This window comes from Maribacter luteocoastalis (assembly GCF_048890225.1).
Taxonomy (GTDB): Bacteria; Bacteroidota; Bacteroidia; order Flavobacteriales; family Flavobacteriaceae; genus Maribacter; species Maribacter luteocoastalis.
In genome coordinates this window covers 239,163-263,397 of record NZ_JBMFZG010000005.1, presented here as the reverse complement: position 1 = coordinate 263,397, position 24,235 = coordinate 239,163, and the positions used below count along the sequence as shown (strand labels likewise).

Annotated in this window: 24 protein-coding genes; 3 read left to right on the top strand and 21 right to left on the bottom strand. The window is 40.9% G+C overall.

Annotated features, from left to right (window positions below):
- Positions 1 to 32 precede the first annotated feature (32 nt).
- From ACOCEA_RS11895 to ACOCEA_RS11870, 6 genes are all read right to left on the bottom strand, one after another.
- Entirely contained in the window at positions 33 to 473 is a 441-nt protein-coding gene (locus tag ACOCEA_RS11895; protein WP_420756469.1) for an OB-fold protein, read from the bottom strand.
- A gap of 89 nt (positions 474 to 562) precedes the next feature.
- Positions 563 to 1,783: a hypothetical protein gene (locus tag ACOCEA_RS11890; protein ID WP_420756468.1), complete on the bottom strand. Its 1,221-nt coding sequence runs from the start codon at positions 1,781 to 1,783 to the stop codon at positions 563 to 565.
- Positions 1,784 to 1,900: 117 nt separating this feature from the next.
- Entirely contained in the window at positions 1,901 to 2,749 is an 849-nt protein-coding gene (locus tag ACOCEA_RS11885; protein ID WP_420756467.1) for a DUF5777 family beta-barrel protein, read from the bottom strand.
- Between the two features lie 15 nt (positions 2,750 to 2,764).
- Positions 2,765 to 3,160 (bottom strand): hypothetical protein, encoded by a 396-nt coding sequence (locus ACOCEA_RS11880; RefSeq protein ID WP_420756466.1) that lies wholly within the window; start codon positions 3,158 to 3,160, stop codon positions 2,765 to 2,767.
- Positions 3,157 to 3,723, bottom strand: a complete 567-nt coding sequence (locus ACOCEA_RS11875) for a YceI family protein (protein ID WP_420756465.1) — start codon at positions 3,721 to 3,723, stop codon at positions 3,157 to 3,159. Before ACOCEA_RS11875 ends, ACOCEA_RS11880 begins: the two co-directional genes overlap by 4 nt.
- An 11-nt stretch (positions 3,724 to 3,734) precedes the next feature.
- Positions 3,735 to 4,112, bottom strand: a complete 378-nt coding sequence (locus ACOCEA_RS11870; protein WP_420756464.1) for a hypothetical protein — start codon at positions 4,110 to 4,112, stop codon at positions 3,735 to 3,737.
- A gap of 194 nt (positions 4,113 to 4,306) precedes the next feature.
- Between ACOCEA_RS11870 and ACOCEA_RS11865 the strand changes: the two genes are divergently transcribed.
- Positions 4,307 to 5,368: a LytR/AlgR family response regulator transcription factor gene (locus tag ACOCEA_RS11865; protein WP_420756463.1), complete on the top strand. Its 1,062-nt coding sequence runs from the start codon at positions 4,307 to 4,309 to the stop codon at positions 5,366 to 5,368.
- Positions 5,369 to 5,621: 253 nt separating this feature from the next.
- Here ACOCEA_RS11865 and ACOCEA_RS11860 read toward each other — a convergent pair whose 3' ends face one another.
- The 5 genes from ACOCEA_RS11860 to ACOCEA_RS11840 all read right to left on the bottom strand — a co-directional run bounded on the left by ACOCEA_RS11860 (position 5,622) and on the right by ACOCEA_RS11840 (position 13,456).
- Positions 5,622 to 7,820: a xanthine dehydrogenase family protein molybdopterin-binding subunit gene (locus ACOCEA_RS11860; protein ID WP_420756462.1), complete on the bottom strand. Its 2,199-nt coding sequence runs from the start codon at positions 7,818 to 7,820 to the stop codon at positions 5,622 to 5,624.
- A 54-nt stretch (positions 7,821 to 7,874) separates the two neighbouring features.
- Positions 7,875 to 10,148, bottom strand: coding sequence for a xanthine dehydrogenase family protein molybdopterin-binding subunit (locus tag ACOCEA_RS11855; protein WP_420756461.1), 2,274 nt, complete (start codon positions 10,146 to 10,148; stop codon positions 7,875 to 7,877).
- An 11-nt stretch (positions 10,149 to 10,159) separates the two neighbouring features.
- Positions 10,160 to 10,624 (bottom strand): (2Fe-2S)-binding protein, encoded by a 465-nt coding sequence (locus ACOCEA_RS11850; protein ID WP_420756460.1) that lies wholly within the window; start codon positions 10,622 to 10,624, stop codon positions 10,160 to 10,162.
- 84 nt (positions 10,625 to 10,708) lie between these two features.
- Complete coding sequence (locus tag ACOCEA_RS11845) at positions 10,709 to 12,967, bottom strand: xanthine dehydrogenase family protein molybdopterin-binding subunit (RefSeq protein WP_420756459.1); 2,259 nt, start codon at positions 12,965 to 12,967, stop codon at positions 10,709 to 10,711.
- A 24-nt stretch (positions 12,968 to 12,991) separates the two neighbouring features.
- Positions 12,992 to 13,456, bottom strand: a complete 465-nt coding sequence (locus tag ACOCEA_RS11840) for a (2Fe-2S)-binding protein (RefSeq protein ID WP_420756458.1) — start codon at positions 13,454 to 13,456, stop codon at positions 12,992 to 12,994.
- Positions 13,457 to 13,789: 333 nt separating this feature from the next.
- On the opposite strand from ACOCEA_RS11840, the gene ACOCEA_RS11835 reads away from it, so the two are divergent.
- Positions 13,790 to 14,986, top strand: coding sequence for an esterase (locus ACOCEA_RS11835; RefSeq protein ID WP_420756457.1), 1,197 nt, complete (start codon positions 13,790 to 13,792; stop codon positions 14,984 to 14,986).
- 53 nt (positions 14,987 to 15,039) lie between these two features.
- On the opposite strand, the gene ACOCEA_RS11830 is transcribed toward ACOCEA_RS11835, so the two are convergent.
- From ACOCEA_RS11830 to ACOCEA_RS11795, 8 genes are all read right to left on the bottom strand, one after another.
- On the bottom strand, positions 15,040 to 15,636 hold the full coding sequence (locus tag ACOCEA_RS11830; protein ID WP_420756456.1) for a flavodoxin family protein: 597 nt from the start codon (positions 15,634 to 15,636) through the stop codon (positions 15,040 to 15,042).
- An 18-nt stretch (positions 15,637 to 15,654) separates the two neighbouring features.
- A complete protein-coding gene (locus ACOCEA_RS11825; RefSeq protein ID WP_420756455.1) occupies positions 15,655 to 16,809 on the bottom strand; it encodes an aldo/keto reductase in 1,155 nt (384 codons plus the stop codon).
- A gap of 19 nt (positions 16,810 to 16,828) precedes the next feature.
- Complete coding sequence (locus ACOCEA_RS11820) at positions 16,829 to 17,731, bottom strand: alpha/beta hydrolase fold domain-containing protein (protein WP_420756454.1); 903 nt, start codon at positions 17,729 to 17,731, stop codon at positions 16,829 to 16,831.
- 50 nt (positions 17,732 to 17,781) lie between these two features.
- Positions 17,782 to 18,381: a carboxylesterase family protein gene (locus ACOCEA_RS11815; protein WP_420756453.1), complete on the bottom strand. Its 600-nt coding sequence runs from the start codon at positions 18,379 to 18,381 to the stop codon at positions 17,782 to 17,784.
- A gap of 15 nt (positions 18,382 to 18,396) precedes the next feature.
- A complete protein-coding gene (locus ACOCEA_RS11810; protein WP_420756452.1) occupies positions 18,397 to 19,404 on the bottom strand; it encodes a carboxylesterase family protein in 1,008 nt (335 codons plus the stop codon).
- 49 nt (positions 19,405 to 19,453) lie between these two features.
- Positions 19,454 to 19,897 carry a nuclear transport factor 2 family protein gene (locus tag ACOCEA_RS11805; protein ID WP_420756451.1) on the bottom strand — a complete coding sequence of 148 codons (444 nt, stop codon included), beginning with the start codon at positions 19,895 to 19,897 and terminating at the stop codon, positions 19,454 to 19,456.
- 17 nt (positions 19,898 to 19,914) lie between these two features.
- Positions 19,915 to 20,367 (bottom strand): nuclear transport factor 2 family protein, encoded by a 453-nt coding sequence (locus ACOCEA_RS11800; protein ID WP_420756450.1) that lies wholly within the window; start codon positions 20,365 to 20,367, stop codon positions 19,915 to 19,917.
- Positions 20,368 to 20,428: 61 nt separating this feature from the next.
- Positions 20,429 to 21,274: an aldo/keto reductase gene (locus ACOCEA_RS11795; RefSeq protein ID WP_420756449.1), complete on the bottom strand. Its 846-nt coding sequence runs from the start codon at positions 21,272 to 21,274 to the stop codon at positions 20,429 to 20,431.
- 135 nt (positions 21,275 to 21,409) lie between these two features.
- On the opposite strand from ACOCEA_RS11795, the gene ACOCEA_RS11790 reads away from it, so the two are divergent.
- Positions 21,410 to 22,321 (top strand): helix-turn-helix domain-containing protein, encoded by a 912-nt coding sequence (locus ACOCEA_RS11790; protein ID WP_420756448.1) that lies wholly within the window; start codon positions 21,410 to 21,412, stop codon positions 22,319 to 22,321.
- A 6-nt stretch (positions 22,322 to 22,327) separates the two neighbouring features.
- Here the strand turns inward: ACOCEA_RS11790 and ACOCEA_RS11785 are convergent, their stop codons facing one another.
- On the bottom strand, positions 22,328 to 23,311 hold the full coding sequence (locus ACOCEA_RS11785; RefSeq protein WP_420756447.1) for an aldo/keto reductase: 984 nt from the start codon (positions 23,309 to 23,311) through the stop codon (positions 22,328 to 22,330).
- On the bottom strand, positions 23,308 to 24,105 hold the full coding sequence (locus tag ACOCEA_RS11780) for a hypothetical protein (RefSeq protein WP_420756446.1): 798 nt from the start codon (positions 24,103 to 24,105) through the stop codon (positions 23,308 to 23,310). Before ACOCEA_RS11780 ends, ACOCEA_RS11785 begins: the two co-directional genes overlap by 4 nt.
- Positions 24,106 to 24,235: the final 130 nt, after the last annotated feature.

Here is a 24,235-nt window from a genome sequence, read left to right as displayed (position 1 = left end):
AAGAAAGGACCAAGACTACAAGTATTAAACATTTATTCATGGGACGATGTATAAGTAATTATGCAATTTAAGAATATGGCATCCTTTAAAATTCCCTTGAATACGCCCTTTACCCTAACATAATCATTCTTTTTAAGTTCATTTATTATGTGTTCTTGGTTTGCCTGAAAGTCACAGATCATATACGGGCTAGTATCATATTCGCCTTTTAAAATTAGGGTAATCCTTTCATTCAACAAATTAACTTCTTTAACATAGCCTGAAACCTGTATAATTTGATTAGACCTTATATCGCTTTTTGAACCTTCTTCTGGTGACAAAAGCATGGTCTGAAATCTGGTAAAGGTAAGGTCATGGTCTACAGGTGTATTTAATGTAAGGGTCCTTTCCTTGTTTGGCCAAAAACTAAAACCGATCAGGCCCATTACAATTAGAGCCATTCCAATGCCGATTCCTATTTTCCTATTAAGCATACAGCGTTGATTCCATTTATTAAAGATAATTCCAAAAAAAAAGAAAGACCCATTGTACGGGGTCTTTCTTCAAAAAATAATCCTCTTTTTCAATCGGTTATGTTGAAAGTTCCAGTCATAGGACTGTGTAACTCGCAAACATAGTACAAAACGTTGGGGGCGTCATTGGGCACAACAATAGTGATGTTTCCAGTAGATGCTCCGTTATTAGTGACGCCGGAATCATAGGTGTTATCAGTTCCAATACTTTGATCGGTTTTTATGAGGAAAGGATGACCGGGAGTCTGAACATTAAACACATAGGTATTTCCTCTTTTTAAGGTAAGATTCGGGTTTGAACTATTTGTTAGCCCATTACCGTTGAAAATATATGCCGTAGCATTTGTAGCCGTAACATCGTATGAGACCGTTGCATTTTCTGGTTGGGTTGCCTCTTCCGTTTCATTGTTTGCTATAGGCCAAATACCCGCAGCGGGGAAGCCTACGCCGTAATTATCGCCACGCTTTTCATCTTGAACGAAGTGGTATAAAGGCCACCCCTTGTAGGTTAGTTGTTGTCTTCCAAATATTTCAATGCTACCAAAATCCTCAACATTAAGGATGCTGGGAACGGTTTTCAGGGTCTCTTCAAAAATAGGCCAAACAGAATTGTTCGAAAAGTCTTCATTGGTGAAATTATTTTCCTGAAACCTGTCATTTTTAAAACGGTAGAGTGTGTTCCCCTTGTCATCTACCATATAAAAAGTTGTTTCGTCCCCTGGCTCATAGTTGCTGTTAAGATTGGTTTCGTTGCCACCGGAGTCCCTTCCAACCAATTGGGACAAAACCATCATTATGGTATAATCTGGTTTGGCTACATACCAAATGTTGTTGACCCCGTCTCCATTAACAGTTCCATCACCGGTATCATTGGCAAAATAATATAAAGGCCAACCCTTATAAGTGTTTTGCATGGAGCCATCGTTTCTGGTGATTACACCAAAGTCCGATTCAGCTAGATTATCGGCAACGGTGAGGTTTTCTTTATAAAAAATAGGCCACACATCCAGACATCCGTCATTGCAATTGGATTCCCCTTTGGCATCCAATGAGAAAAAATAAAGCGGCTTGCCATCTTCATCGCCCAATATTGTGCCCAAAGCTGTATCGCTCACTAGGGTAACAGACGTAGCTACATCGGTCGGGGGGTCGTCATTGGGTGGGGTGTTGGTATCCGTATCGGGAGTATTGACCTGAGGGGGATCGGTATTGTCTTTAGAACAATTTGTAATAAAGCCTACGAGTAAGAGTAAAAGAACTAAATTTTTCATGTTATCTTATTTAGGTTACTGAATCAAATCAAGTGATATCCAACCATGTATGCCAATTATTCTTTATGAAGCTGAATATTAGGCTTCAAGTAGGAATTAAAGCACTTGAATATTTTGTTAAAAAACGCGTACTAGGTTAAAACCAAAATAAATATCGGCCTTGCCCCAATCACCAGTAGCTTGGCCAATGTAATTGTTAACGTTCATGGGCTGGGCATTGCTAAAATGCAATTGAAAAACATGACCGCCCGTTTCAATATCTACACCCAAGGATAAAGGATTTACAAAAGGCGAATCTTGAAACCTGTTCAAATGAAAAGCGTAATCACAGTTTAAGGATACCCGGTTGGAAATTTTATATCGTCCACCTAGACCCAATGCATATTGCGTATTTTCTTGTTCATCTATGCTGGTTAGGTTATCATGAAAAAGTGTAGGGGCAAGTTCTACTGAAAACGTTTTATTAATTTTACTCGATACTAAAAGTTGACTTGCATAGGACCATCTGTGCTTGGTTTCAAGTCTTGGTAAATTATCCTGGCTCAACGACCCATTTAGTTGCAAGGAATTAAATAATGCCATGGTTATTGGGATTCTGCCTTTTTGTTGGCGAAGCAGCCTTATTTTTAAACTTCCCTCATAGGTTTTTTTAAAAGAACTCCTAGAAATCCCTAAGTTGACGCCATCTGTGATGCCATAAATGAAATTTAACCTTGTAACCGCTTGGTCAAGGCCAAAGAAATCTCCGATTCCTGTTTTAATACTTCCGAACCTATGCGCCACTACAAAGAACAAGGTCTTTTTTGGAACCATTTTGGTGGTTTCGAGATTTACTATTTTAAGAGCTTTGAAGGTGGCTATTTCATACCTGGCTTCAGTTACCGTATCAATTTCTGAAAGTAGGTCGTCCTGAGGGAAAAGTACAAAGGATATTAGTACGAAAACTAGCGTTACTATATTTCTCATGTTAGGTTTTTTAGTTTATTCAATTTCAATTATGATGGCTTGGTCAATTTTTACTTCTTCTAATAAATCATCGTAACCAACACACCTGCCCTTAACAACGACATCGCTTCCAATGCTCAAAGAGCCCATTCCAGTTTCTAGAAGATTTACTTGGATTGTATTGTTTAGCATCACGTAATTTTGTGCAATACCTGTTAATTGTCCCTTTAATTCGATTACCTTGTCTATATATTTTGCAGAGGTGGTAGGATGGGACATTTCCTCCAGTAGTTTTTCCGGATTGACTTTATAATCCGTCTTTTCTTTAGGGATATCACGTGCCTTTGGAAAAAGCAATTGACTTGAAAAATATCCTACGAAACCACATATGAATAGTAATGCTAGGGCGATATATGTTTTTTTGCTTTTCACTGTCTTTTTAGTTTAAAGTCAAGCTTAACGATGACTTCTTTTGCTATTTTATTCTCTACAATTTTTGGAATCTTAATGTCAAAATCACTTGGCTTTACGTAAAATGAGCCGTTAATGGAAATAGTATTATCAACCTTTTGGATGGTTACGTTGGTACTTATTTGTTTTTGAACACCCCTGATTTCCAAAAATCCGGAGATAATGGCGTTTTGTTTGCTGGAAAGTTCATTGTTGCTATCAAAACCCGTGACCTTACCTTTGAAAAGGGCTTTTGGATATAGATCGGATTCAACATAGTTTTCATTAAAGTGCTCTTGCATCAATGGATTTTTAAATTGAAATCCCCTTATTAGTGCAAGAGCGGCAATCTCTTTATTGGAATCATCATAAATCACGGTGACAGTTTCACATTTGGCCTTTACCGGCTCAAAAAGTTCTTCAGAGGCCTCAAACACCACTGTGCCAGATTTGTCTATATATCTTTCTTGGGAGTGTAGGTGGTGGACCATTCCCATAAACAGTAGAATAAGAACAGTGTATGTTTTAAATTTTTCATTTCCCATGATATCTGTTTTTATTCTTCTAATAAGCCATCCTCTATCCATTGAGAGATTAAATCGATACTGGCCTTAGGCAAACGACCTGCTGGAGGCATGGCACTTGTTTCTCCTGTCTGTTTGCTAATGGCTAGAACCAAGGAACCATTTTCCGTAAAGTTTTTTACTTGGGCATATGAGGAAAGCGAAAAGGGAGCACCGTTTACGGGTGGATTTGAATGGCAACTTATACAATTAGAGTCTATAATAGGTTTGATATTGGCCACGTATGTGATTGACTTCTTTTCATCGGTCTGTTCTTGGCTGTTTGGTGCTAGCAGATCATTCTCACTATCATTTGTGCAGCTACATATAAAAATTGCAAGCAATGGAAATAGGAGTCTTTTGTTCTTCATGTTTGGCAGCGTTTATTTTAGGATAAATCAAGGGAGTAATTTGTAAAATCCCAATAAAACCTTTGTGAAAGGGAATATTGCATGTTAAAAGGGAAATAACAAGATTGGAGGTTTTGACTCTCTTGTTCTTTAATAATTTAAAATTCGTTAAAGGGACAACTATTATTATATTGCATTAAAAATGCCTCTGCCTTATGAAAAAAGATAGACTTTATATGTTGACTTTTTTTTCGGTAACCCTTATATATTTAATGGTTTCCGTGGTTGCGGTTTCATTTTTTGTTCGTAGTGCGGCATTGGAACTCATAGGGACCCAACTGAGAATAGGGAAAAAAGAGGCCAAAACATTTTCAAGTTTGGTAGGACATAATTTATCTAACGGGATACCTAAGAATTCGTTAATAGACCAAATTCAAGAAACGATTTTAAACACCAACCAAGAAAATGTTTTCCTAAGTGTGATTGATTGGTCTGGGAAAATAGTGGCCTATCCAGAGATTAAAAATGTTGGTAGTATTGTAAACAATAAAAACTCCTTTGTATCGTCTGTAGCCGATAACCTGACTACCGCTGATTTTTACGCTTTATACAGGGAAAAGGATGCTTCTGATTCCGAAGTAATTTTGATGTATCCGATAGAAAATTCGGATTGGGTCGTTGTATCCCATATGAATGTGAAGTTATTGGACGAGCAGCTTACATCTATAAAGTTTAGATATTACACCATTTTTCTGATTATTGGATTAATAATTATCCCAACCTTTGTAATTACTACAAGATATATTGGAAGTCTATACGAGAGAAAATTGGAGTTGCAAAAACAAAATTTGGAAGACCAGGTGCTGAACCTTTCAAAATTGAATGATGCCGTAATAGATTATAAGGTGAAGGTTGGTAAAAATACGAACCAGAATAGAACCAAAAAGCGATTATTGACCCAACTAAGCAATGAGCTCTTGCCGGTTCCCATTGAAAATATAGCGCATATTTATACTGAAAATACAATTACCTACGTCACAAGTTTCGATGGAAAAAGGTCTACAGCGAATTCCAGCCTTGATGAACTTTTTTCACAACTGGATACAACCCGTTTTTTTCGAGCCAATAGACAATGCATTATAGCCATATCCAGTATAGATAAAATTGTAAAATACGGCAATAATCAACTCAAAATTTTAGTCAATCCTACAACTGATGCGGATATTTTAATAGGTAAGAATAAAGCGGCCGAGTTTAAAAATTGGCTAAACCTCTAAGTATTAAAATTATTTTATTTTTAGATTCCCTGGTTTATTGGATAACGTTTTCGGGTGATATTCGATGTTATATTTTTAAAAGGAAAAATCATGCGATGAAGCACATCCGGCAATGAAGCCCTTTTATGATTTTTTCGATTGGAATTCATTCAACTAATGGCTAAAAAAAGTGTCAACCGAATATTTCGATTGACACGTTTTATTTATTAGGGTGCCTAAAGGTGATAGGCTAGCAATAATAATTGGATATCTATTACCCAACAACCTGTTTTTCAATTGTAAAAGGTTGATGGTAATGACGTTGGCCGGTAGCCTTGAACAAAGCATTGGCCAATGCACCCATTGCAGGGGGTAGGCCTGGTTCACCTAATCCTGTTGGTGCAATTTCATTTTCCACAAAGAATGTCTCTATTTCTTTGGGTGCCTGTGAATGGCGTATCAACTGGTAACTATCAAAATTCATTTGTTCAGGACTACCATCTTTAAATGTTAATTGGCTATACATAGCATGGCCTATACCATCTATGACGCCACCTTCCAATATGTTTTTGGCAGAATCCTTGTTTACCACAATGCCACAATCTGCAGCACACCATACTTTATCAATCTTAGGTTCACCATTTTCCATGACCATGTCAAAGATTTCCGCCACATAGGTAGAATGGCAAAAATAGGCTGCAACACCTCGGTGTACACCCGGTTTGTCTTCACCCCAATTGGCCTTTTCCTTAACCAGTTTCAGCACGCCAGCATAACGTTCTGCCTCATAGTCGTGCTCAGCACCAACGGGATTGTTAATGGCACGTTCAAATAGTTCTAAACGAAAATCTATTGGGTCCTTACCTGCCATTTCCGCTACTTCGTCTAAAAATGACTGCTCCGCACCAGCCGTGAAATTTGACCTAGGTGCTCTCCATGCGCCAGTAGTTACATTGGTGGACGCTTTTATTTTTTCCGCTGAATAATTTTCCACGGCTCCTGCAGGAAAACGATTTGGAAAAACAGGTCCCTCCGGCAATCCTGCACCTTTTACCGAAAATGCGATAAGATTGTTGTTTTCATCCAGACCCGCTTTGTAAATAGAGCGGTAAGTTGGTCTATACGTGCCTTGGGTCATGTCGTCTTCCCTACTGTATATAAGTTTAACGGGCGCCCCAATTTTTTTGGAGATTGCTGCTGCTTCCACACCAAAATGAACATATAGCCTTCTTCCAAATCCACCCCCAATTCGAGTCATATTCACCGTAATATTTTCTATGGGAACATTAAGTAGTTTGGAGACGGAACCTTCAAGGGCTTCCGGTGTTTGTGTTGGCCCAATCAGTTCAACCCCAGTATCGGTTACATGGGCAAAGAAATTCATGGGTTCCAAGGTGTTGTGGGCAATAAAAGGTGCGCTATAGGTGCGCTCTATGACCTTTGCCGCATTTTTAAATGCGGCCTCTGGATTACCATCTCTTCTGCTATCTTCCACTTCACCTGAAACCAGTGCCTTTTCTAATTTATCAATATGCATTTGGGAGTTTTCCAGTTCACCTACGGTTTCCCAATTGGCCTTTATAGCTTTTTTGGCTTGCATTAGTTCCCATGTAGAATCACCAACTACCGCAATTAATTGTAAAAAGCCTTTTTCATCAAAGCCGCCACCACCTTCAAAAGAGGTGTCAACAATAAAGGCATCTTTTACGCCGGGCATACTTTTTATTTCATCTTCATTAAAATCCTTTACCTTCATTCCAAATGCAGGGGGATGTTGTATCATGGCGAGTTGCATACCCTCCCTTTTGAAATCAAGTCCGAACAAGGGCGCTCCTGTTATAATATTCTTTCCTTCTACATTTTTTTGGCTTGTACCTATTAGTTTAAAATCCTTAACTTCTTTTAGGTCCACTTCTTCTGGAACTTCAATGCCAACGGCTTTAGAAGCTATCTCACCGTAGGAAATGGTACGCTCTCCATTAATTTCTTTAATGGTTCCCTCACTTGCCGTTACATCGGCAAGGGTTAATCCCCATTCTTTGGCTGCTGCTTCCAAAAGCATTCGCCGACCGGTAGCACCCGCCATTCGTAATGCATTCCAGCTTAAACGTATAGAAAGGCTACCACCCGCAAACTGATTTTGATACCAACCTGTGTTCAGGGGTGCTTGTTCAACCACTACGTTTTCCCAAGGTACATCCAATTCCTCCGCAACGATCATAGGCATTGATGTCTTTACATTTTGACCAATTTCCGGATTGGGCGAGTAGATGGTGACCATTCCCGTGTCCCCTATTTTAATGTATCCGTTGATCTCAAACCATTCATTGGGTACCGCTACACCGGGTTCTGGTTCAGGAGCATTTGGCTTACAGGCGTTTAACCAACTAAACCCAATAAGCATGCCGCCTCCAGCAGCGGTAGATACCTTAATAAAAGAACGACGATTGTATTGTGTTTTTATTTTTGTCATGATCTTTTGTTTATAATAGAGAAGAATTTTAGTTCTCTTGTTAAATTATAATATTTACCCTATGATAGGCTTTTGTGCACCAAATGGTTGTCGATAATGCCTCCTTCCACTTGCCTTGTAAAGTGCATTGGCCAAAGCTCCAAATATCGGTGGAAACGGAGGTTCACCCAATCCGGTAGGGTCTATTTCGTTCTTTACAAAATGTACATCTATGGTCTCAGGTGCTTCCTTAAAACGAATCATGCGATACGTATCAAAATTATCATGGTCGGGAACCCCATTTGTGAAGGACATTTCCCCGAACATAGCGTTTCCTATACCATCTACTATGCCGCCTTCCGCCATATTAATTGCAAAATCAGGGTTTATGACGATACCACAATCGATTGCCGCCGTTACTTTTTCCATTTTAGGTAATTCTCCATCCATGGATAATTCCAAAACCTGCGCTACATAACTATTATGGCAGAAATACGCCGAAACTCCTTTATGGATTCCCGGTTTTTCACCTTCGTTCCAACCTGATTTTTCCTTTACCAACTCAAGCACACCCGCATAGCGTTCCGCTTCATAGTCATTGTTTTCGCCTACAGGGTCTTTCATGGCCCTATCTAGCAGCTCCAACCTGAAATCAATAGGATCCTTGCCCATGGCCTCTGCTAGCTCATCCAAGAAGGATTGCTCCGCACCAGCGATAAAATTAGATCTTGGAGCCCTAAAGGCACCAATGGTTATATTAGATTCGAGTGCCCAACCTTCAGCTAAATAATTATCGATGGCCCCTGCGGGAAAGCGATTTGCGGCGACTGGATGCTCCGGTATACCACCACCACGGACATGGAAACCGATGAGGTTGTTGTCCTTGTCCAAGGCGGCCCTATAGGTTGCAGTATAGGTAGGTCTGTAGATTCCATAGCTCATATCATCTTCTCGAGTATAGACCAATTTTACGGGAGCCTTTATTTTTTGGGAAATTACAGCGGCTTCCACTAAATGGTGGCCATAAGCCCTTTGGCCAAAACCGCCCCCCATTCGGGTCAGGTTAATTTGTATATTTTCCTCTGGAAGTCCCAATCTGGCGGCCAAGGTACCCGATATTAGCTCAGGCGCCTGAATCGGTGCGTGAAGCACAGCCTCATTTTCGGTCACGTGTGCAAAGCAATTGACGGGCTCCATACAATTGTGGGCCAAAAAGGGTGCCGTATAGGTTCGTTCTAGGATCTTGTCCGCATTCTGGAACGCCGCTTCCGGATTACCGTCCCTTCTTAGGACATTCGCTTTTTTCAATGACATCTCCTGCATTTTTGCATAATGTTTCTCGGTGCTTTCAAGACCGGCAGGCACTTTGACGGTGGTTTTGCCCCTAAAACCGGCCATCACAAATTCTGAATCCGAGATTTCCTCCCATTCTGTCTTTAATGCTTTTTTTGCCTGTAGTACTTCCCATGTACTATTTCCAACTACTACGGCAATTTCGGTATGGGTAGTGGTGTCAAAAAAATTACGCTCATAATCGTCCAGTAAGGTTTGTATGGTGAATACATCCTTGATTCCCGGCATAGATTTAGCAACCGAGTCATCTATGGATTTAATCTTCATGCCAAAAGGTGGAAGGGCAATCATGGCGACCAACATCCCTTCTTCTTGCAAGTCCATGGTAAACAGTGGTTTTCCGGTAATAATATTTTTGGTATCTACATTTTTTTGGGAGACTCCGACTATTTTAAAGTCACTCACCGCTTTCAAAGGAACTTCTTGCTCCTCAGGGATGGTGATGTCCTTTGCCAAGGATGCCAATTCACCGTAACCTATTTCCTGTCCACTAATTTCATGAAAAACAATTCCATTATTGGTAGTCAATTCATTTACAGGAACATTCCATTGCTGTGCAGCGGCCATTAGCAACATTTGACGGGCCGTGGCACCAGCTACCCGAAGGCCAGGCCATCCTGTTCGAATCCCTTGACTACCGCCCGTAAATTGTCTATCGAATTTTTCCGGATGAAAATTCGCTTGCTCTATCAAGACCATTTTCCAATCCACATCCAATTCCTCGGCCAAAATCATGGGTAGTGATGTTTTTACATTGGAGCCAAATTCTGGATTGGGTGCTATCAAAGTCACCACACCATTTTCTCCAATTTTGATATAGCTATTAAACTCTGACCATTCCTTGGGCATTTCCAAAGCCAGCTCCATCTCCTTTTCAGGTACCGCTTTGGGTTTACAGGAATTCAACCAACTAAAACCAATGATCAACCCTCCACTGGCTAGGCCTGTATTTTTTAGAAATGCTCTTCTTCCTAGTTGTGATTTTACGTGTGTCATGGGTTCAGTTTTTAGGATAACTCACCGTTTGCGGCAATCTTGATTGCTTTTTTGATTCTGGTATATGTTCCGCAACGACAAATATTACCGTTCATGGCACTTTCAATTTCATCATCCGAAGGACTGGGATTTCTTTTTAACAATGCAGAGGCCGACATAATTTGGCCCGCTTGGCAATACCCGCATTGGGGCACATCAATCTCCAACCAAGCTTTTTGTACCGGATGATCTCCATGTTCCGAAAGACCCTCAATGGTCGTGATTTCTTGTTCACCAACTGCAGAGACAGGTAGTTGGCAGGAGCGTACGGCGTTATCGCCTAAATGAACGGTACAGGCACCACATTGAGCAATACCGCATCCGTATTTAGTGCCCACTAAGTTAAAATGGTCCCTAAGTACCCAAAGCATTGGTGTAGAGGGATCCACCTCTATTTGTTGCTGTTTTCCGTTAATTTTTAAATTGAAATTTGCCATTTGCTGAATTATTTTGATAGATTTTGTAAATGTTATCTTATGGTTTTGCTGTTATAAAAAATCTAAAATTATGGTATTGTTTCATTAACCCACAACCTGTTTTTCTGAAATAAAGGGTTGGTGATAATGTCGTTGACCGGTTGCCTTGTACAATGCATTTGCCAATGCGCCCATAATTGGTGGAAAAGGAGGTTCCCCTAATCCCGTAGGGTCAATGTCATTTTGCACAAAATGGGTCTCTATAGATTTTGGTGCCTCACTATGACGTATCAAACGGTACCTATCAAAATTGTTCTGTTCTGGCACACCATCTTTAAAGGTAATGGCACTATACATGGCATGGCCAATACCATCAACAACCCCACCTTCAGATAAATTGGTTGCTGCATCTGGATTTACTACGATACCGCAATCAATCGCTGTTATTACCTTTTGAACTATAGGTTTATCGTTTTCGACAGCGATATCCAGAACTTGGGCCACATAACTATTATGACAAAAATAGGCCGAAACCCCACGATGCATACCTTGTTGATTATTACTCCAATTTGCCTTTTCCTTTACCAATTCCAAGACCCCTGCGTATCTACTGGCGTCATAGTCGTTGTTCTCACCAACTGGATTTTCTTGTGCCCTTTTTAATAAATCCAATCGAAGTTGGATAGGGTCTTTACCTGCAGCTTCAGCCACTTCGTCCAAGAAGGATTGCTCGGCGCCGGCGATGAAATTTGATCTCGGGGCCCTGAATGCACCTGTAGTGATATTGGTGTCAATTGTCCAATCCTCAGCTAGATAATTGTCTAGCGCCCCTGCCGGAAATCGGTTGGCAAATAATGGGCTCTCCGGAATTCCTCCCGTTTTTACATGAAGCGCCGTTAAATTATTGTCTGCATCTAGGGCAGCACGGTAGGTGGCATAATAGCTGGGGCGGTACATGCCTTGAGACATATCGTCTTCTCGGCTATAGACCAACTTCACAGGGGCCTTTGCCTTTTGCGAAATTGCGGCAGCCTCTACCATAAAATGACCATAGAGCCTACGACCGAACCCACCACCTTGGCGTGTCATCATGATATCTACCTTTTCTATTGGAAGTCCTAAACGTTCTGCAACAGCCGGCTCCATCCACTCCGGAGTTTGGGTAGGCCCAAGTAATTCGGCATGGTCATCGGTTACGTTGGCGAAAAAATTCATGGGCTCCATAGTATTGTGGGCCAAGAACGGACAACTGTAACTTCTTTCAATTATTTTCGCAGCGTTCTTAAATGCCGCTTCCGGGTTACCGTCTTTACGTACTATTTTTCCTTCGCGGGCGTTCAGCTCTTCCATTTTTAACCTATGGGATGCGGTGTTTTCTAAACCTGCCGGGTGATTTACCTTCATTTCGTTGCCAAACATGGTCATACCTACAGTAACATCTGTAGTATTTTCCCACTCAACCTTCAATGATTTTTTAGCTTGCATTACCTGCCAAGTGGTTTCTCCCAATACGGCTACTACTTCGTTGAATGCCGTATGATGAAAAGCACCACGTTTAAAGTCGTCATCGTAAAGCTTTATGGAGAAAACATCACGAATACCAGGCATTTGTTTGGCTGCCTCTGCATCAAAAGATTTTAGTTTCATGCCGAAAGCGGGCGGATGTGCCAAGGTAGCGATCAGCATACCTTCTCTTTGCACATCTATTCCAAACAAGGGCTGGCCAGTAACGATTTTTTTACCGTCAACGTTTTTGCGTGAAGTGCCAATAATAGAGAATTCTGAGCGCTCTTTCAATTCTACTTCTTCTGGTACTTCTATCAGGGATGCTGCCGAAGCCATTTCGCCATAACCAGCAGTTTTACCGCTTGGCTCATGGGTAAGCTTACCTGCTACCGCGTTAATTTCACCTACAGGAACCTGCCAAGCCTTTGCCGCCGCCTCTTTCAACATATGTCTTGCGGTTGCCCCTGCCATGCGTAAACTTTGCCAAGAGCTGCTGATAGACCGGCTGCCTCCAGCTACCTGCCAGCTGTAAAGATTAGTATTTAGCGGGGCCTGTTCCACAATCACCTGGTCCCAATCGATTTCCAATTCGTCCGCAACGATCATAGGCATCGATGTTCTAACATTCTGTCCTATTTCAGGGTTGGGGGACATGATGGTCACCAAACCGTTATCGCCTATTTTTAGATAGCCATTGATTTCGAACCATTCTTTGGGCATTTCCCTAACAGCCATTTCTGAAACCTGCTTAGGTTTACAGGAATTTAAAAAACTAAACCCGAGAACCAGACCGCCACTTGCAAGACTTGTATTTTGTATAAAGGCACGACGACCTATTTTTATTTTTATAGTGCTCATTTCTGTGTTTTTAAGGTTGTTGTTCTAAGATAATTCAGAATCGGCAGCCATTTTCACCGCTTTTTTGATTCTGGTATATGTTCCGCAACGACAAATATTACCGTTCATGGCACTTTCAATTTCATCATCCGAAGGACTGGGATTTCTTTTTAATAAAGCGGAGGCCGACATAATCTGGCCTGCTTGGCAATACCCGCATTGGGGCACATCAATCTCCAACCATGCTTTTTGTACCGGATGATCTCCATGTTCCGAAAGACCCTCAATGGTCGTGATTTTTTGTTCACCAACAGCTGAAACGGGCAATTGGCAAGAGCGTACGGCGTTATCGCCTAAATGCACGGTACAGGCCCCGCATTGGGCAATACCGCATCCATATTTAGTGCCCACTAAGTTTAAGTGATCACGCAACACCCAAAGCATTGGGGTGGTTGGATCTACCTCTAATTCTTTTGTTTCTCCGTTGATATTTAAAGTAAATGTAGCCATGATAGAGTTTTAAAAGTATAACCTTAACAAGTTAAAGAAATAAGTTGTAGGTTGGAAGGTTTGTAAGGGGTAAATAGTAGGGAACAGTAAATATTTAACATTATTTATGTTAAAATTTCCTAGGTATATTTTCAATTGATGGTTCTGGGCAATTTCAAATATTTTCTTCTTGAAAATCTAGCGCATTTAGAATTGAAAATCAATAATATCTTTTTCATACGGTTAAGATGAATTTTATGGAAGTATATTCTTTTCTCAAAGAAAAAATAATGGTCATAGTATGCGCAGTAACTTCATAAAATATTTAATTTAACAGACCTAATTGTATTTAATATGAAATTACAAATCGCATTATTGGCGTCGATTGCCATTTTTAGTTTTAGTAACATTTTTGGTCAAGAAGTGCCAAATGAAGTGGAAAATATTATCTCTCCTGAGATACATGATGATCAAACGGTTACCTTCCGTTTTTATGCGCCATCTGCCGATAAAGTAGAGATTACTTCCGATTTTTTACCAGCGGTAAAAGTTATGGGCCGCTTTGGCGAGGTCGACGGACCGGGAACCACCCCCTTGATAAAAAATGAATTAGGGCTTTGGAGTATTACCACCGAACCTCTGGAATCTGAGTTCTATAGCTACAACTTTAGTGTTGATGGCATACGGAGTATGGACCCCAACAACCCTTATGCCGTTCGTAATTCCTCATCTTTGACTAATTTTTTCATTATTGGTCAGGGCCAGGGGGATATGTACAAAACAAATGATATTCCACATGGATCTGTAACCCACCGTTGGTATGATTCTCCCGGTCTTGAAATGGATAGAAGAATAACCGTTTATACACCTCCAGGATATGAAGGAACCGATGAGGAATTTCCAGTACTTTATTTATTACATGGTGCCGGGGGTGATGAGGATTCATGGTCAACCCATGGGCGTTCCGCACAGATCATGGATAATTTAATTGCCATGGGGAAAGCAAAACCTATGATCGTGGTTATGCCGAACGGAAACGTTGTTCAAGATGGGGGTTATGGTCAGGGTAGTAATGGTTTTCCCAAACCTCAATTCATACTTCCCCAAACCATGAATGGTGTCTATGAGGCTAACTTTATGGATATCGTAAAATTTACAGAAGAAAACTATCGCGTAAAGGCAAATAAAGAACATAGGGCCATAGCCGGACTCTCTATGGGAGGTTTCCATACCATGCATATTAGTAGGTATTATCCGAATACTTTTGACTATGTAGGTCTTATGTCATCGGCACTCATGCCACGTGAGGATGCAACGGATAAAGTGTATAACTCAATTGATGCAACCCTAAAAACCCAAAAGGAAAATGGCCTAAAGCTATACTGGATGGCTATTGGCAAAACCGATTTTCTTTATGGTGCCAATCAAGAATTCAAGAAGAAGTTGGATGACATAGATATGGCCTATGAATATGTAGAAACGGATGGTGGCCATATCTGGAGAAACTGGCGCATTTATCTTGCTGAGTTCGCTCCGAAATTATTTAATTGATATTTAAATGTGATTTGAGCGAACTCAAATTTTGGATTATTATAATTGCAATATCAAGGTTTTAAAATTTTAAGTGATTCTAACCAAGTAGTCACCTCTTTTTCAGTCTGCTTTTTTTTGTCACCTTGTATGACCAAAAAAATAGAATCCCGTTCTATTCCTCCTTTTGTGGAAAATCCATCGAGAATTTCGCAGCCTTTACACAATTCTTGTACCTTTTTAAAACTACTGCCTATCCCATAGCCTGCATTGGTATTGAACGGAATTACGATTTTTCCACTCAGGTCGTATGCATTTAAAAAACTTTTTATCGGTGGTGGCAACTGCATGCCCCAAGTAGGAAAACCTATGAAGATGGTGTCGTACTTACGAACATCTACCTTTGTTTTTAAAGGTGGTAAAAATCCGCTTTTATTTTCTGCTGCGACCTGTTCCACAATGGCCTTATAATTTTCAGGATAGGGATGTACCAATTCCAAAGCCAACAAATCACCTCCAATCTTTTCGTGAATGATTTCCGCTATGGCCTTAGTGTTGTTGGTTCGTGATAGATAGACAATAAGGGTGTTGTTTGATTTTTGTTGCGTTTTTCCAGGCTCCAAATATAAACACGAGGAAAGAAAGACAAACACTATCAAAATCTTATTCATTACAATTAATTTCAATTGCTATTGATCTATCAAAGCTGTTTCCGGACTTCGTACCCCTACTAACGAAATTTTCTCCAAGGATTTCCTAAACCCCTTCAGTTCGGTATCTGTAAAAGAAATGTCCAATGCGCCTTGATTCTCTTTCACATGATGTAATTTGGTAGTACCCGGAATAGGTACAATGTATGGCTTTTGTGCCATTACCCATGCCAATGAAATTTGTGCAGGGGTCGCATCTTTTTTTATGCCCCATTCACGAACGAGATTCAATACTTCCATATGTGCCTTAATAGCCTCTGGGGTAAAATAAGGGACCGCAGCAAAACGGGAGTCTTCGGAAAAACGACTGTATTCATTGAACTTGTCGCCCAAAAATCCTCTACAAACAGGTCCCCAGGGCACAAAACCGATACCAAGTTCCCCACACGTATCGATGACCTCGTTTTCAAGGGCACGCTGGATTATCGAATATTCACTTTGTAATGCCGAAACTTTTTGTTCCGCATGGGCCTTTCTGATAGTTGCAGGTGATACTTCCGACAACCCAAAATGAAGTGCTTTACCTTCTTTGATCAAATCCTTAACCGTACCTGCTACTTCCTCAATGGGAACATTTGGATCCAGACGATGTAGGTACAACAAATCAATACGATCTGTGCGTAGTCTTTTTAGCATGCCTTCCACAGCGTTTCTTATATTTTCAGGTCTGCTATTTCTTCCTCCACGGCTTCCAGTCGATAACTCAAACCCAAACTTGCTAGCAATGACCACTTTGTCCCTGATGGGTTGCAGAGCTTCACCTACCAATTCCTCGTCGGTAAATGGGCCATAGACCTCTGCCGTATCAAAAAAGGTTACCCCAAGATCAAATGCACCACGAATTACAGGTATCATATCTTTCTTATCACGGGGTGGATTGTAACTACCACTCTTCATACTCATACACCCCAGACCTATGGGGGAAACCTCTAGGGTTCCCAACATACGTTTACCGTCTCTTACAGCTGGGTTCTTCATTGGTTTTTTGGTTGAAGCATGGTTTTCACTGGAAAAGGCCAATGGAGTCACTGCCATACCTGCGCCTAAAAGCGCCGATTTTGATATGAATCCCCTTCTGTTGATTTGTTTGCTCGTTTCTTTAGGTTGCTCTGAAATAGTATGCTTCTTTTTCATGTTACTTTCTTTTTAATTTTTATTCTAAGTGCTTTTGTAAAAAAGCAATAACCTTGGTGCGTATCGCATCCACATCAAACATTTTCCCAAAATGAGGGGCATCCTTCACCATAATCAATTCGTTTTCTACGTCTTTTATAGTCAACCACGCACTTAAGAGTTGGGATTGCCTTGGGGAAACCAACTCGTCCTTTTCACCATGAATAATCAAAAAAGGAGGGTCGTTCCCATCTACATAGCTAGCGGGACTAGCGGCCTTGGCCAAATCAGGTCGATTAAGGGGAGCTGCACCGATCAACAGTCCCTCAGGTGATTTTGGGTCATTGGCTCCCGGAAATAATAAGAGTTCTGCCGGACCGTAAAAATCGACTACCGCCTGAAATTGAAAAGAGGTATTGGTGTCGGGCATAAAAAAGTCAGGTATAGTATTATTCTTTGACAATCCCATCATGGAGGCTAAATGCCCTCCTGCCGAAAATCCCATGACGGCCATTCGGTCCGTGTCAAAACCATACGTATCCGCATTATCCACCAAAAAGGAAACGGCACGATTGCAATCTTGTATTTGTGCAGGAAAAATAGCTTGGGTAGCAAACCGATAATCTATGGATGCCAAAGCGAATCCTTTGTCCAAAATTTCTGCCACTGTTTTTTTCATATAGCCTATATCGGCATACTTGTCATTTACCAGCCATCCGCCACCATGAACAAAAATGACCAAAGGTATTTTGCCTGTTACTTTTGAAGGTAAGTAAATATCAAGCAGGTGTTTTTGAAGGGTATCGTTATTATAGTTGATATTACCATGAAGTTCCGTTCCCTCTGGAAAAATATCCAATACCCGGTTCGTTTGTGAATATCCCTGAAAAAGGGCCAAAAAAAGGACCATTAAAAATGATAATCTCTTGTTTTGCGCTCTCATACCCTTGTCTTTATGTGATTTTAGATTTCCAAATTTCTTCTTGATACGGATTAAATGCCCCTTGCCTGTATTTTGTGTCTTGAATTTAGGGATTTTTCAATCACATCCAACCTTCCTTTCCTTGGATCAGGTTTGCCAATTGTAGAACCGTCTCGTTCTATATCAAGAATCTCATTTTCTTCGGCAGTGAAAACCGGCCATTCAGGTAACCCCTCACCATTAGGGTTGCCCGTTTTTGCAAAATTCACCCAATAGGCATTCATCATTTCAGCCACCTTTTTGTCTTCTGGTGTCGTTTCGGGGTTACCCCAACGTGCATGAAGATTATTAAAAACAAAACTAACTTCTGAACCATGTCCTGCACCATAGGGCATTCTTTCCTTCAATGGGTCTGGAACAAAACCAAACTGGTACACGAACGCCGGCTGTCCTACAGCAACAAAGGAACGTGCGACAAAACGCGCCGGCTCGGCCCATACCCAATCGGTATTGAAATTTGAATTGACCTCGTCAAATACTTTGGTGCCATTGGGATCATACGCCTTTCTGGTTTCGTTATTTAGATTTCCGAACAATGAAAAAAGTTCTTCCTTTGAACTGATAGAATTTACCATCCCTCCACCGATTTCTGCGCTGTTTGATCCAATCATAAGGGGAATTTTTACTTATCGACCAGCGTTATAGGCGCTCTCGGCAGTTTCCACGACCAATGTTCCATCTAGAATGGGTCCGGAATAAATGCGAGGACCACCCTCACCATTTGTTTCTTGGCCTCCGTCCACGATCTCCTCAACACTCAGCGCACGTAGTTTGGCAAGCGCAGCAGCATCTGTTCCTTCAATACCATGTTTTTTGGCAAAGTTGATGCCAATGGTTTCTGCTGAAGCCGTATAGAAAGGGTCGGCATTTTCTTCACGTATGGGCCTTCCGGTAAGAACACCGTCACGGCCACCTCCCGATTGACTAATTCCCTTGTGAAAAAGGCCTTTTGCATCAGGTATGGTCATGAGTGAATGTACCGATACACCGCCGGCAGAAAAACCAAAAATGGTTACATTATCTGGATCACCACCGAACGCATCAACATTTTTCTGTACCCATTTCAGCGCGGCAATTTGGTCCATATAAGCATAGCTACCCTTGGGTTCCTCAGGATTCTCGACACTTAAAGCTGGAAATGCAAAATGGCCCAAACGACCCAAACGGTAATTGATAGTGATCAATATCACCTCTTTTTTTGCAAATTTATTTCCTGCAATGCCGGGTCCAGAACCACTGCCGCCTACAAAACCTCCACCATGTATCCAAACCATAACCGGTAATTTTGATCCTGCATTGGCAGATGCAGGTTTCCACAAGTTAAGGTATAGGCAGTCTTCAGAGGAACCTTCAACAATGGTTCCTGGAGCACCGCCCCAACCGGACTGGGCACAATTAGGGCCATATTCACTCGCATCCAGTTCTCCTTCCCAGGGTGTTATAGGTTGTGGTGCACGCCAACGAAACGCTCCTACCGGAGGTGCGGCATAAGGTATTCCCTTAAAAATATCCACGCCGTCTTCATGGATACCACGAATGCTGCCCAGTTCAATTTTTACTTTGGGCGTGTTGCCCTGTTGTGCCGTTACAAAGAGGCTTCCCAAGAAAGCCAGTAGTAAAATCAGTTTGTTCATTTTTGCCTTATTTTAAATATTCTTTTGAATGCGTGAAGGTTGTGTAGCCCTAATCCCTGGTCATGAGTTTACTAAAGGTCAAATCGGCCAATTTCCAGTTGTCGTTTTCTTTTACATAGACTTCTGTGACCATAAAGGGATTGGTCACTTCATTGCTGCCGACCACAGCCAAAAGTGTGATTTGATTCCATAGGATTGCCGTAGATTCGTTTAGGACTTCCACCATGACCTCTTGTACATCAGCATTTTTATAGTGAATGAAGCCTTGTCTAATTATATCTACTTCCCTTTCCTTGCCCCAAGTGCCGCCCATGTGTACGAACTTGGCCTTGTCATGAAAAAGTTCGGCAAGCTTGTCCGCATTTTTATCCGCCATCCATTGCCATTTTTGGGTGGAGAGTTCTTTTATTTCCTGCTCAATATCAGTGCTTTGTGCAACTCCCAAATGTGTGCCTATAAGACAGATTAACAAACCAAATATCTTACTTTTCATTTTTTATATTCTAAGTTTTAATGTTCAATTTCATGGGTGTCGCGAACACTGCTAAAAGTCAAATCTAATAACTTCCAATCGCCACCTTCTTTCTTATAAAATTCCGTAACCGTAAATTCGGTGGTCACGTCATTTCCCCTTACATGGGCGGTAAGTGTGATGCGGTTCCAAAGTACGGCGGTGTCATCCCCAAAAACTTCTACGGCCACATCATGAACATCTGCATTTTTGTACCATATGCTTCCTGTTTTAATGATTTCTAGCTCCCTATCTTTTTTCCAAGATCCGCTCATATGTACAAATTTTGATTTGTCATGGAACAACGAAGCCAATTTGTCTACATCTTTATCCGCCATCCATTGCCATTTTTGTTGGGAAAGTTCCTTGATTTCGGTTTCAATGTCTGTACTTTGCGAGAATAGAGATGCGCTACTTATTACTAAAAAGAGGGCTACTACTACATTTTTCATTTTTTTGTGTGTTTAAAAGTTACTACTGAATAATTTTATTTTTCTTACTGGTCTTTGATCATTATCGCACCAATGTAGAAATCCATTCCACCCGTTCTGGATCCCGATGGTCAAAGAAGTGGCTTTTGTGGGTATCGAGTTTTGCAATGGCCATCATATCCTCATTGGTAAGTTCAAAATCGAAGACCGCTATATTTTCCTTGATACGTGATGGTGTTACCGATTTTGGGATTACAACGATGTTTCGCTGGATCATCCATCGCAAGCTTACCTGTGCTACGGACTTCCCGTATTTCTTTCCAATCCTTAAAAGCACTTCATTTTGAAAGAGATCGCCCTGCCCTTCGGCAAAGGGTGCCCAGGATTCGTGCTGTACCCCGTATTTCTCCATCATTTTATGGTCTTCTTCCCGCTGATAGAACACATGGGTCTCAATTTGGTTCAAGGCAGGTGTAATTTCATTGAATTTGATAAGATCGACCAACCGATCCGGAAAAAAATTGCTGACCCCGATGGCCCTGATTTTTCCTACCTTGTACAAGTCTTCCAAAGCACGCCATGCGCCAAATACATCGTTAAAGGGTTGGTGCAACAGGTATAAATCCAAATAGTCCAGTTGTAGCTTTTCCATTGAGGAAAGGCAGGCTTTTTTAGCGGCCTCATACCCATAATCAGAAATCCAGAGTTTGGTGGTAACGAAGATTTCTTCCCGCGGGATGCCACTTTCCTTAATCGCATCGCCTACCGCTTTTTCGTTTTGGTAGGCCTGTGCGGTATCAATACTTCGGTATCCGGCCTTGAGCGCTTCCAAAACGCTTTTCTTACATTCGTCATAATCGGGTATCTGAAATACGCCATATCCTAAAATAGGCATTTCAACGCCATTGTTCAATGTTACATTTTTCATCACCCAAATATCACACCTTTTGCACGGGATCTCTGTATATGGATTACGGATATGACTACCAATTTTACTGATATACAAGCCATAAGAAGTATCGGGGTTATAAAATGTTTAAATTCGTAGGTATAAAACTTGGGCATGGAAAATATCTATCGATTTGATACCGTAAACGACTACAATGTAGTAAACAACCACCAAACCTTACACCCGTTGGTAAGTATAATAGACTTTTCCAAAGCAAATCCAAGGGATTGGAATGGGCAAAAAAAAATACGTTTACACTTTGGTTTTTATGGTGCTTTTTTAAAGCAGGTCAAATGTGGCGATTTAAAATATGGTCGTAATTATTACGACTATCAAGAGGGTACTTTGGTCTTTGTATCCCCTGGTCAGGTGATGGATGTGGAAACCGATGGAAAGATTTATCAACCTTTGGGTCATGCCCTTATTTTTCATCCCGATTTGTTAATGGGAACTTCACTCGCCCATAGTATTGGGACCTTTAATTTTTTTGGTTACCAAACCAGTGAGGCCTTACATGTTTCTGAGGAAGAGCGACAATTGGTGCTGGATTGTTTTTCTAAAATTAACTACGAACTCAAAAAAGGGGTAGATAAGCATAGCAAAAAACTAATAGCTTCCAATATTGAGCTTTTCCTAAATTACTGTGATCGATTCTACGACCGCCAGTTTATAACAAGGGATAATGAGAACAAGGGAGCGTTAGAAAAGTTCGAGACCTTGCTCAACGGCTATTTTGAATCTGAAAAGCCCCAAAAAATAGGGTTGCCCACTGTGGCCTATTTTGCCGAAGTGCTGCATTTATCACCGAACTACTTTGGTGACCTTATAAAAAGCGAAACCGGAAAATCGGCCAAGGATTTCATTCAGGATAAAATTATAGAAATCGCTAAGAACAAGACTTTTCACTCCGACAAAACGGTTAGTGAAATAGCCTACGAACTTGGGTTTAAATACCCCCAACATTTTATGCGATTATTTAAGAAAAAAGTCGGGAAAACACCTAATGAGTTTCGGATATTGAATTAAAACTTCTTAAAGCCCCGTTGCCTTTTCCATTTGTTCTGTATAACGTTCACCCATTATTTGTATTTGATTTGAGGCGTACTCAATTTCCTGTAGTTCCTGTGCGGTGAGTTCAACGGAGATAGCGCCAAGGTTTTCTTCTAATCTATGTGTTTTCGTGGTTCCGGGGATGGGCACGATCCAAGGCTTTTGCGCCAGGACCCAAGCCAATGCAATTTGTGCAGGCGTGGCATTTTTACGTTCGGCAAAATTATGCAACAGTTCTAATACACTTTGGTTGGCCTTACGTGCTTCTTCCGTATATCTAGGAAGCATATTTCTGATGTCCCCTTCCGCAAACGTGGTGTCCACGTCAATTTTACCAGAAAGGTACCCTTTACCCAACGGACTGTAGGCCACTAATCCAATGCCCAATGCTTCTATCGTTGGCAGAATCTCTTTTTCATGTTTGCGCGTCCACATCGAATATTCACTCTGCAGAGCTGTTATTGGTTGAACGGCATGGGCCTTTCGTATGGTTTCGGCACCCGCTTCAGAAAGTCCAAAATGTTTTACCTTACCTTCTTTTATCAAATCTTTTACCGTGCCTGCAACATCTTCGATTGGGATATTGGGATCTACCCTGTGTTGGTAAAATAAATCTATAGCATCTACCCGCAATCGCCTCATTGATTCCTCTGCCACTTTGCGAATGTTCTCTGGTCGACTATTTAGTCCGGCCATTTTTCCGTCCTCAAAATCAAAACCGAATTTGGTTGCAATTTTCACCTCTCCTTTGTAAGGTTCTAATGCTTTTCCCACTAAAAGTTCATTAGTATAGGGTCCATAAACTTCAGCAGTATCGAAAAATGTTACCCCTAAATCAACTGCTCGGTGAAGGAGCTTTATCATCTCGGTTTTATCTTTTGCCGGTCCATAGCCAAAACTCATGCCCATACATCCTAAACCAATGCTAGAAACCTCCAATCCTTGTCCTAATATTCTTGTCTTCATGGTTTTGAATTTTTATTTATTCTTTTTTGTGAACCACCAAAACTGTAGTTCAAGGATACATTCCAAATGAAATCATCTTCAGGGGCAATTTGGGTATCTATCGCCTTATTCAATATGGAAGAAATTGATATGGGAAAATCTTTCTTTGCCAACGTGATAAAAGCTACTGCATAATACCCTTGGTCATCGTCAAGGGTAAGATAATAAACTTGAGGGGAAACATTTAAATAGAGCTTCTCTGAAATAAAAAGATTCGTAAAAGAAGCGTTCAACACTAAAAAATTAGACTGTTTTATCCCTTCATCAAAACCTTGGCCACGTAAATAATACATGCCTACACTTACCTTGTCCGACACCTTATAATTGGGCACAATTTCTGCCGCTATATAACGACGAGTCTCGATCAGTTCTTCTGCTTGCCCATCTCGCAAAATATTTACGGTCCTAAAATTCATAGCGGGGTGTGCACCTAAACGCAATGTAAATCGCTTTTTTTGAACAGCCTTGTAACGAAACCAAAATAAAAAGGACCATGGCTTGCCCTCTAGCGCAAAACGCATTTCAGGCTCAAAGCTAAACCTTCCTTTGGTCATCTTTAGGTCAAAAATAGCCGCTGGTTCCCCTAGTGAAAATGAGGGCACTAGAGAAATACCATTGTGGGTTACACTGGCTGTTCCACGAAAATCATCTAAAAAAGGTTCTTTTTCCTGACTTTGCAAATAAAACGGTAGTGCAAAAACTAAAAAAAGAATACGTGATCTAAACATAAAAGGTTGGTTGGTGGAATTTATCATGAAATTATATATTTAACCAGTAGGTAATTTTTAAATTGATTGATCGAAATCTAGAAGTAAAATTTACCCATACACCAATAGGAAATATCCCAAGAATAGGGTATGGTTTAGTCTCATTTAAAAGGTTGTA

Coding starts and splice junctions, on each gene's coding strand:
- ACOCEA_RS11810 (WP_420756452.1), bottom strand. CDS start 19,404: ATGAACAAACTGATTTTACTACTGGCTTTCTTGGGAAGCCTCTTTGTA.
- ACOCEA_RS11820 (WP_420756454.1), bottom strand. CDS start 17,731: ATGAGAGCGCAAAACAAGAGATTATCATTTTTAATGGTCCTTTTTTTG.
- ACOCEA_RS11895 (WP_420756469.1), bottom strand. CDS start 473: ATGCTTAATAGGAAAATAGGAATCGGCATTGGAATGGCTCTAATTGTA.
- ACOCEA_RS11790 (WP_420756448.1), top strand. CDS start 21,410: ATGGAAAATATCTATCGATTTGATACCGTAAACGACTACAATGTAGTA.
- ACOCEA_RS11825 (WP_420756455.1), bottom strand. CDS start 16,809: ATGAAAAAGAAGCATACTATTTCAGAGCAACCTAAAGAAACGAGCAAA.
- ACOCEA_RS11835 (WP_420756457.1), top strand. CDS start 13,790: ATGAAATTACAAATCGCATTATTGGCGTCGATTGCCATTTTTAGTTTT.
- ACOCEA_RS11805 (WP_420756451.1), bottom strand. CDS start 19,897: ATGAAAAGTAAGATATTTGGTTTGTTAATCTGTCTTATAGGCACACAT.
- ACOCEA_RS11800 (WP_420756450.1), bottom strand. CDS start 20,367: ATGAAAAATGTAGTAGTAGCCCTCTTTTTAGTAATAAGTAGCGCATCT.
- ACOCEA_RS11815 (WP_420756453.1), bottom strand. CDS start 18,381: ATGATTGGATCAAACAGCGCAGAAATCGGTGGAGGGATGGTAAATTCT.
- ACOCEA_RS11855 (WP_420756461.1), bottom strand. CDS start 10,148: ATGACACACGTAAAATCACAACTAGGAAGAAGAGCATTTCTAAAAAAT.
- ACOCEA_RS11830 (WP_420756456.1), bottom strand. CDS start 15,636: ATGAATAAGATTTTGATAGTGTTTGTCTTTCTTTCCTCGTGTTTATAT.
- ACOCEA_RS11785 (WP_420756447.1), bottom strand. CDS start 23,311: ATGAAGACAAGAATATTAGGACAAGGATTGGAGGTTTCTAGCATTGGT.
- ACOCEA_RS11795 (WP_420756449.1), bottom strand. CDS start 21,274: ATGAAAAATGTAACATTGAACAATGGCGTTGAAATGCCTATTTTAGGA.
- ACOCEA_RS11870 (WP_420756464.1), bottom strand. CDS start 4,112: ATGAAGAACAAAAGACTCCTATTTCCATTGCTTGCAATTTTTATATGT.
- ACOCEA_RS11845 (WP_420756459.1), bottom strand. CDS start 12,967: ATGAGCACTATAAAAATAAAAATAGGTCGTCGTGCCTTTATACAAAAT.
- ACOCEA_RS11840 (WP_420756458.1), bottom strand. CDS start 13,456: ATGGCTACATTTACTTTAAATATCAACGGAGAAACAAAAGAATTAGAG.
- ACOCEA_RS11780 (WP_420756446.1), bottom strand. CDS start 24,105: ATGATAAATTCCACCAACCAACCTTTTATGTTTAGATCACGTATTCTT.
- ACOCEA_RS11850 (WP_420756460.1), bottom strand. CDS start 10,624: ATGGCAAATTTCAATTTAAAAATTAACGGAAAACAGCAACAAATAGAG.
- ACOCEA_RS11875 (WP_420756465.1), bottom strand. CDS start 3,723: ATGGGAAATGAAAAATTTAAAACATACACTGTTCTTATTCTACTGTTT.
- ACOCEA_RS11885 (WP_420756467.1), bottom strand. CDS start 2,749: ATGAGAAATATAGTAACGCTAGTTTTCGTACTAATATCCTTTGTACTT.
- ACOCEA_RS11890 (WP_420756468.1), bottom strand. CDS start 1,783: ATGAAAAATTTAGTTCTTTTACTCTTACTCGTAGGCTTTATTACAAAT.
- ACOCEA_RS11860 (WP_420756462.1), bottom strand. CDS start 7,820: ATGACAAAAATAAAAACACAATACAATCGTCGTTCTTTTATTAAGGTA.
- ACOCEA_RS11865 (WP_420756463.1), top strand. CDS start 4,307: ATGAAAAAAGATAGACTTTATATGTTGACTTTTTTTTCGGTAACCCTT.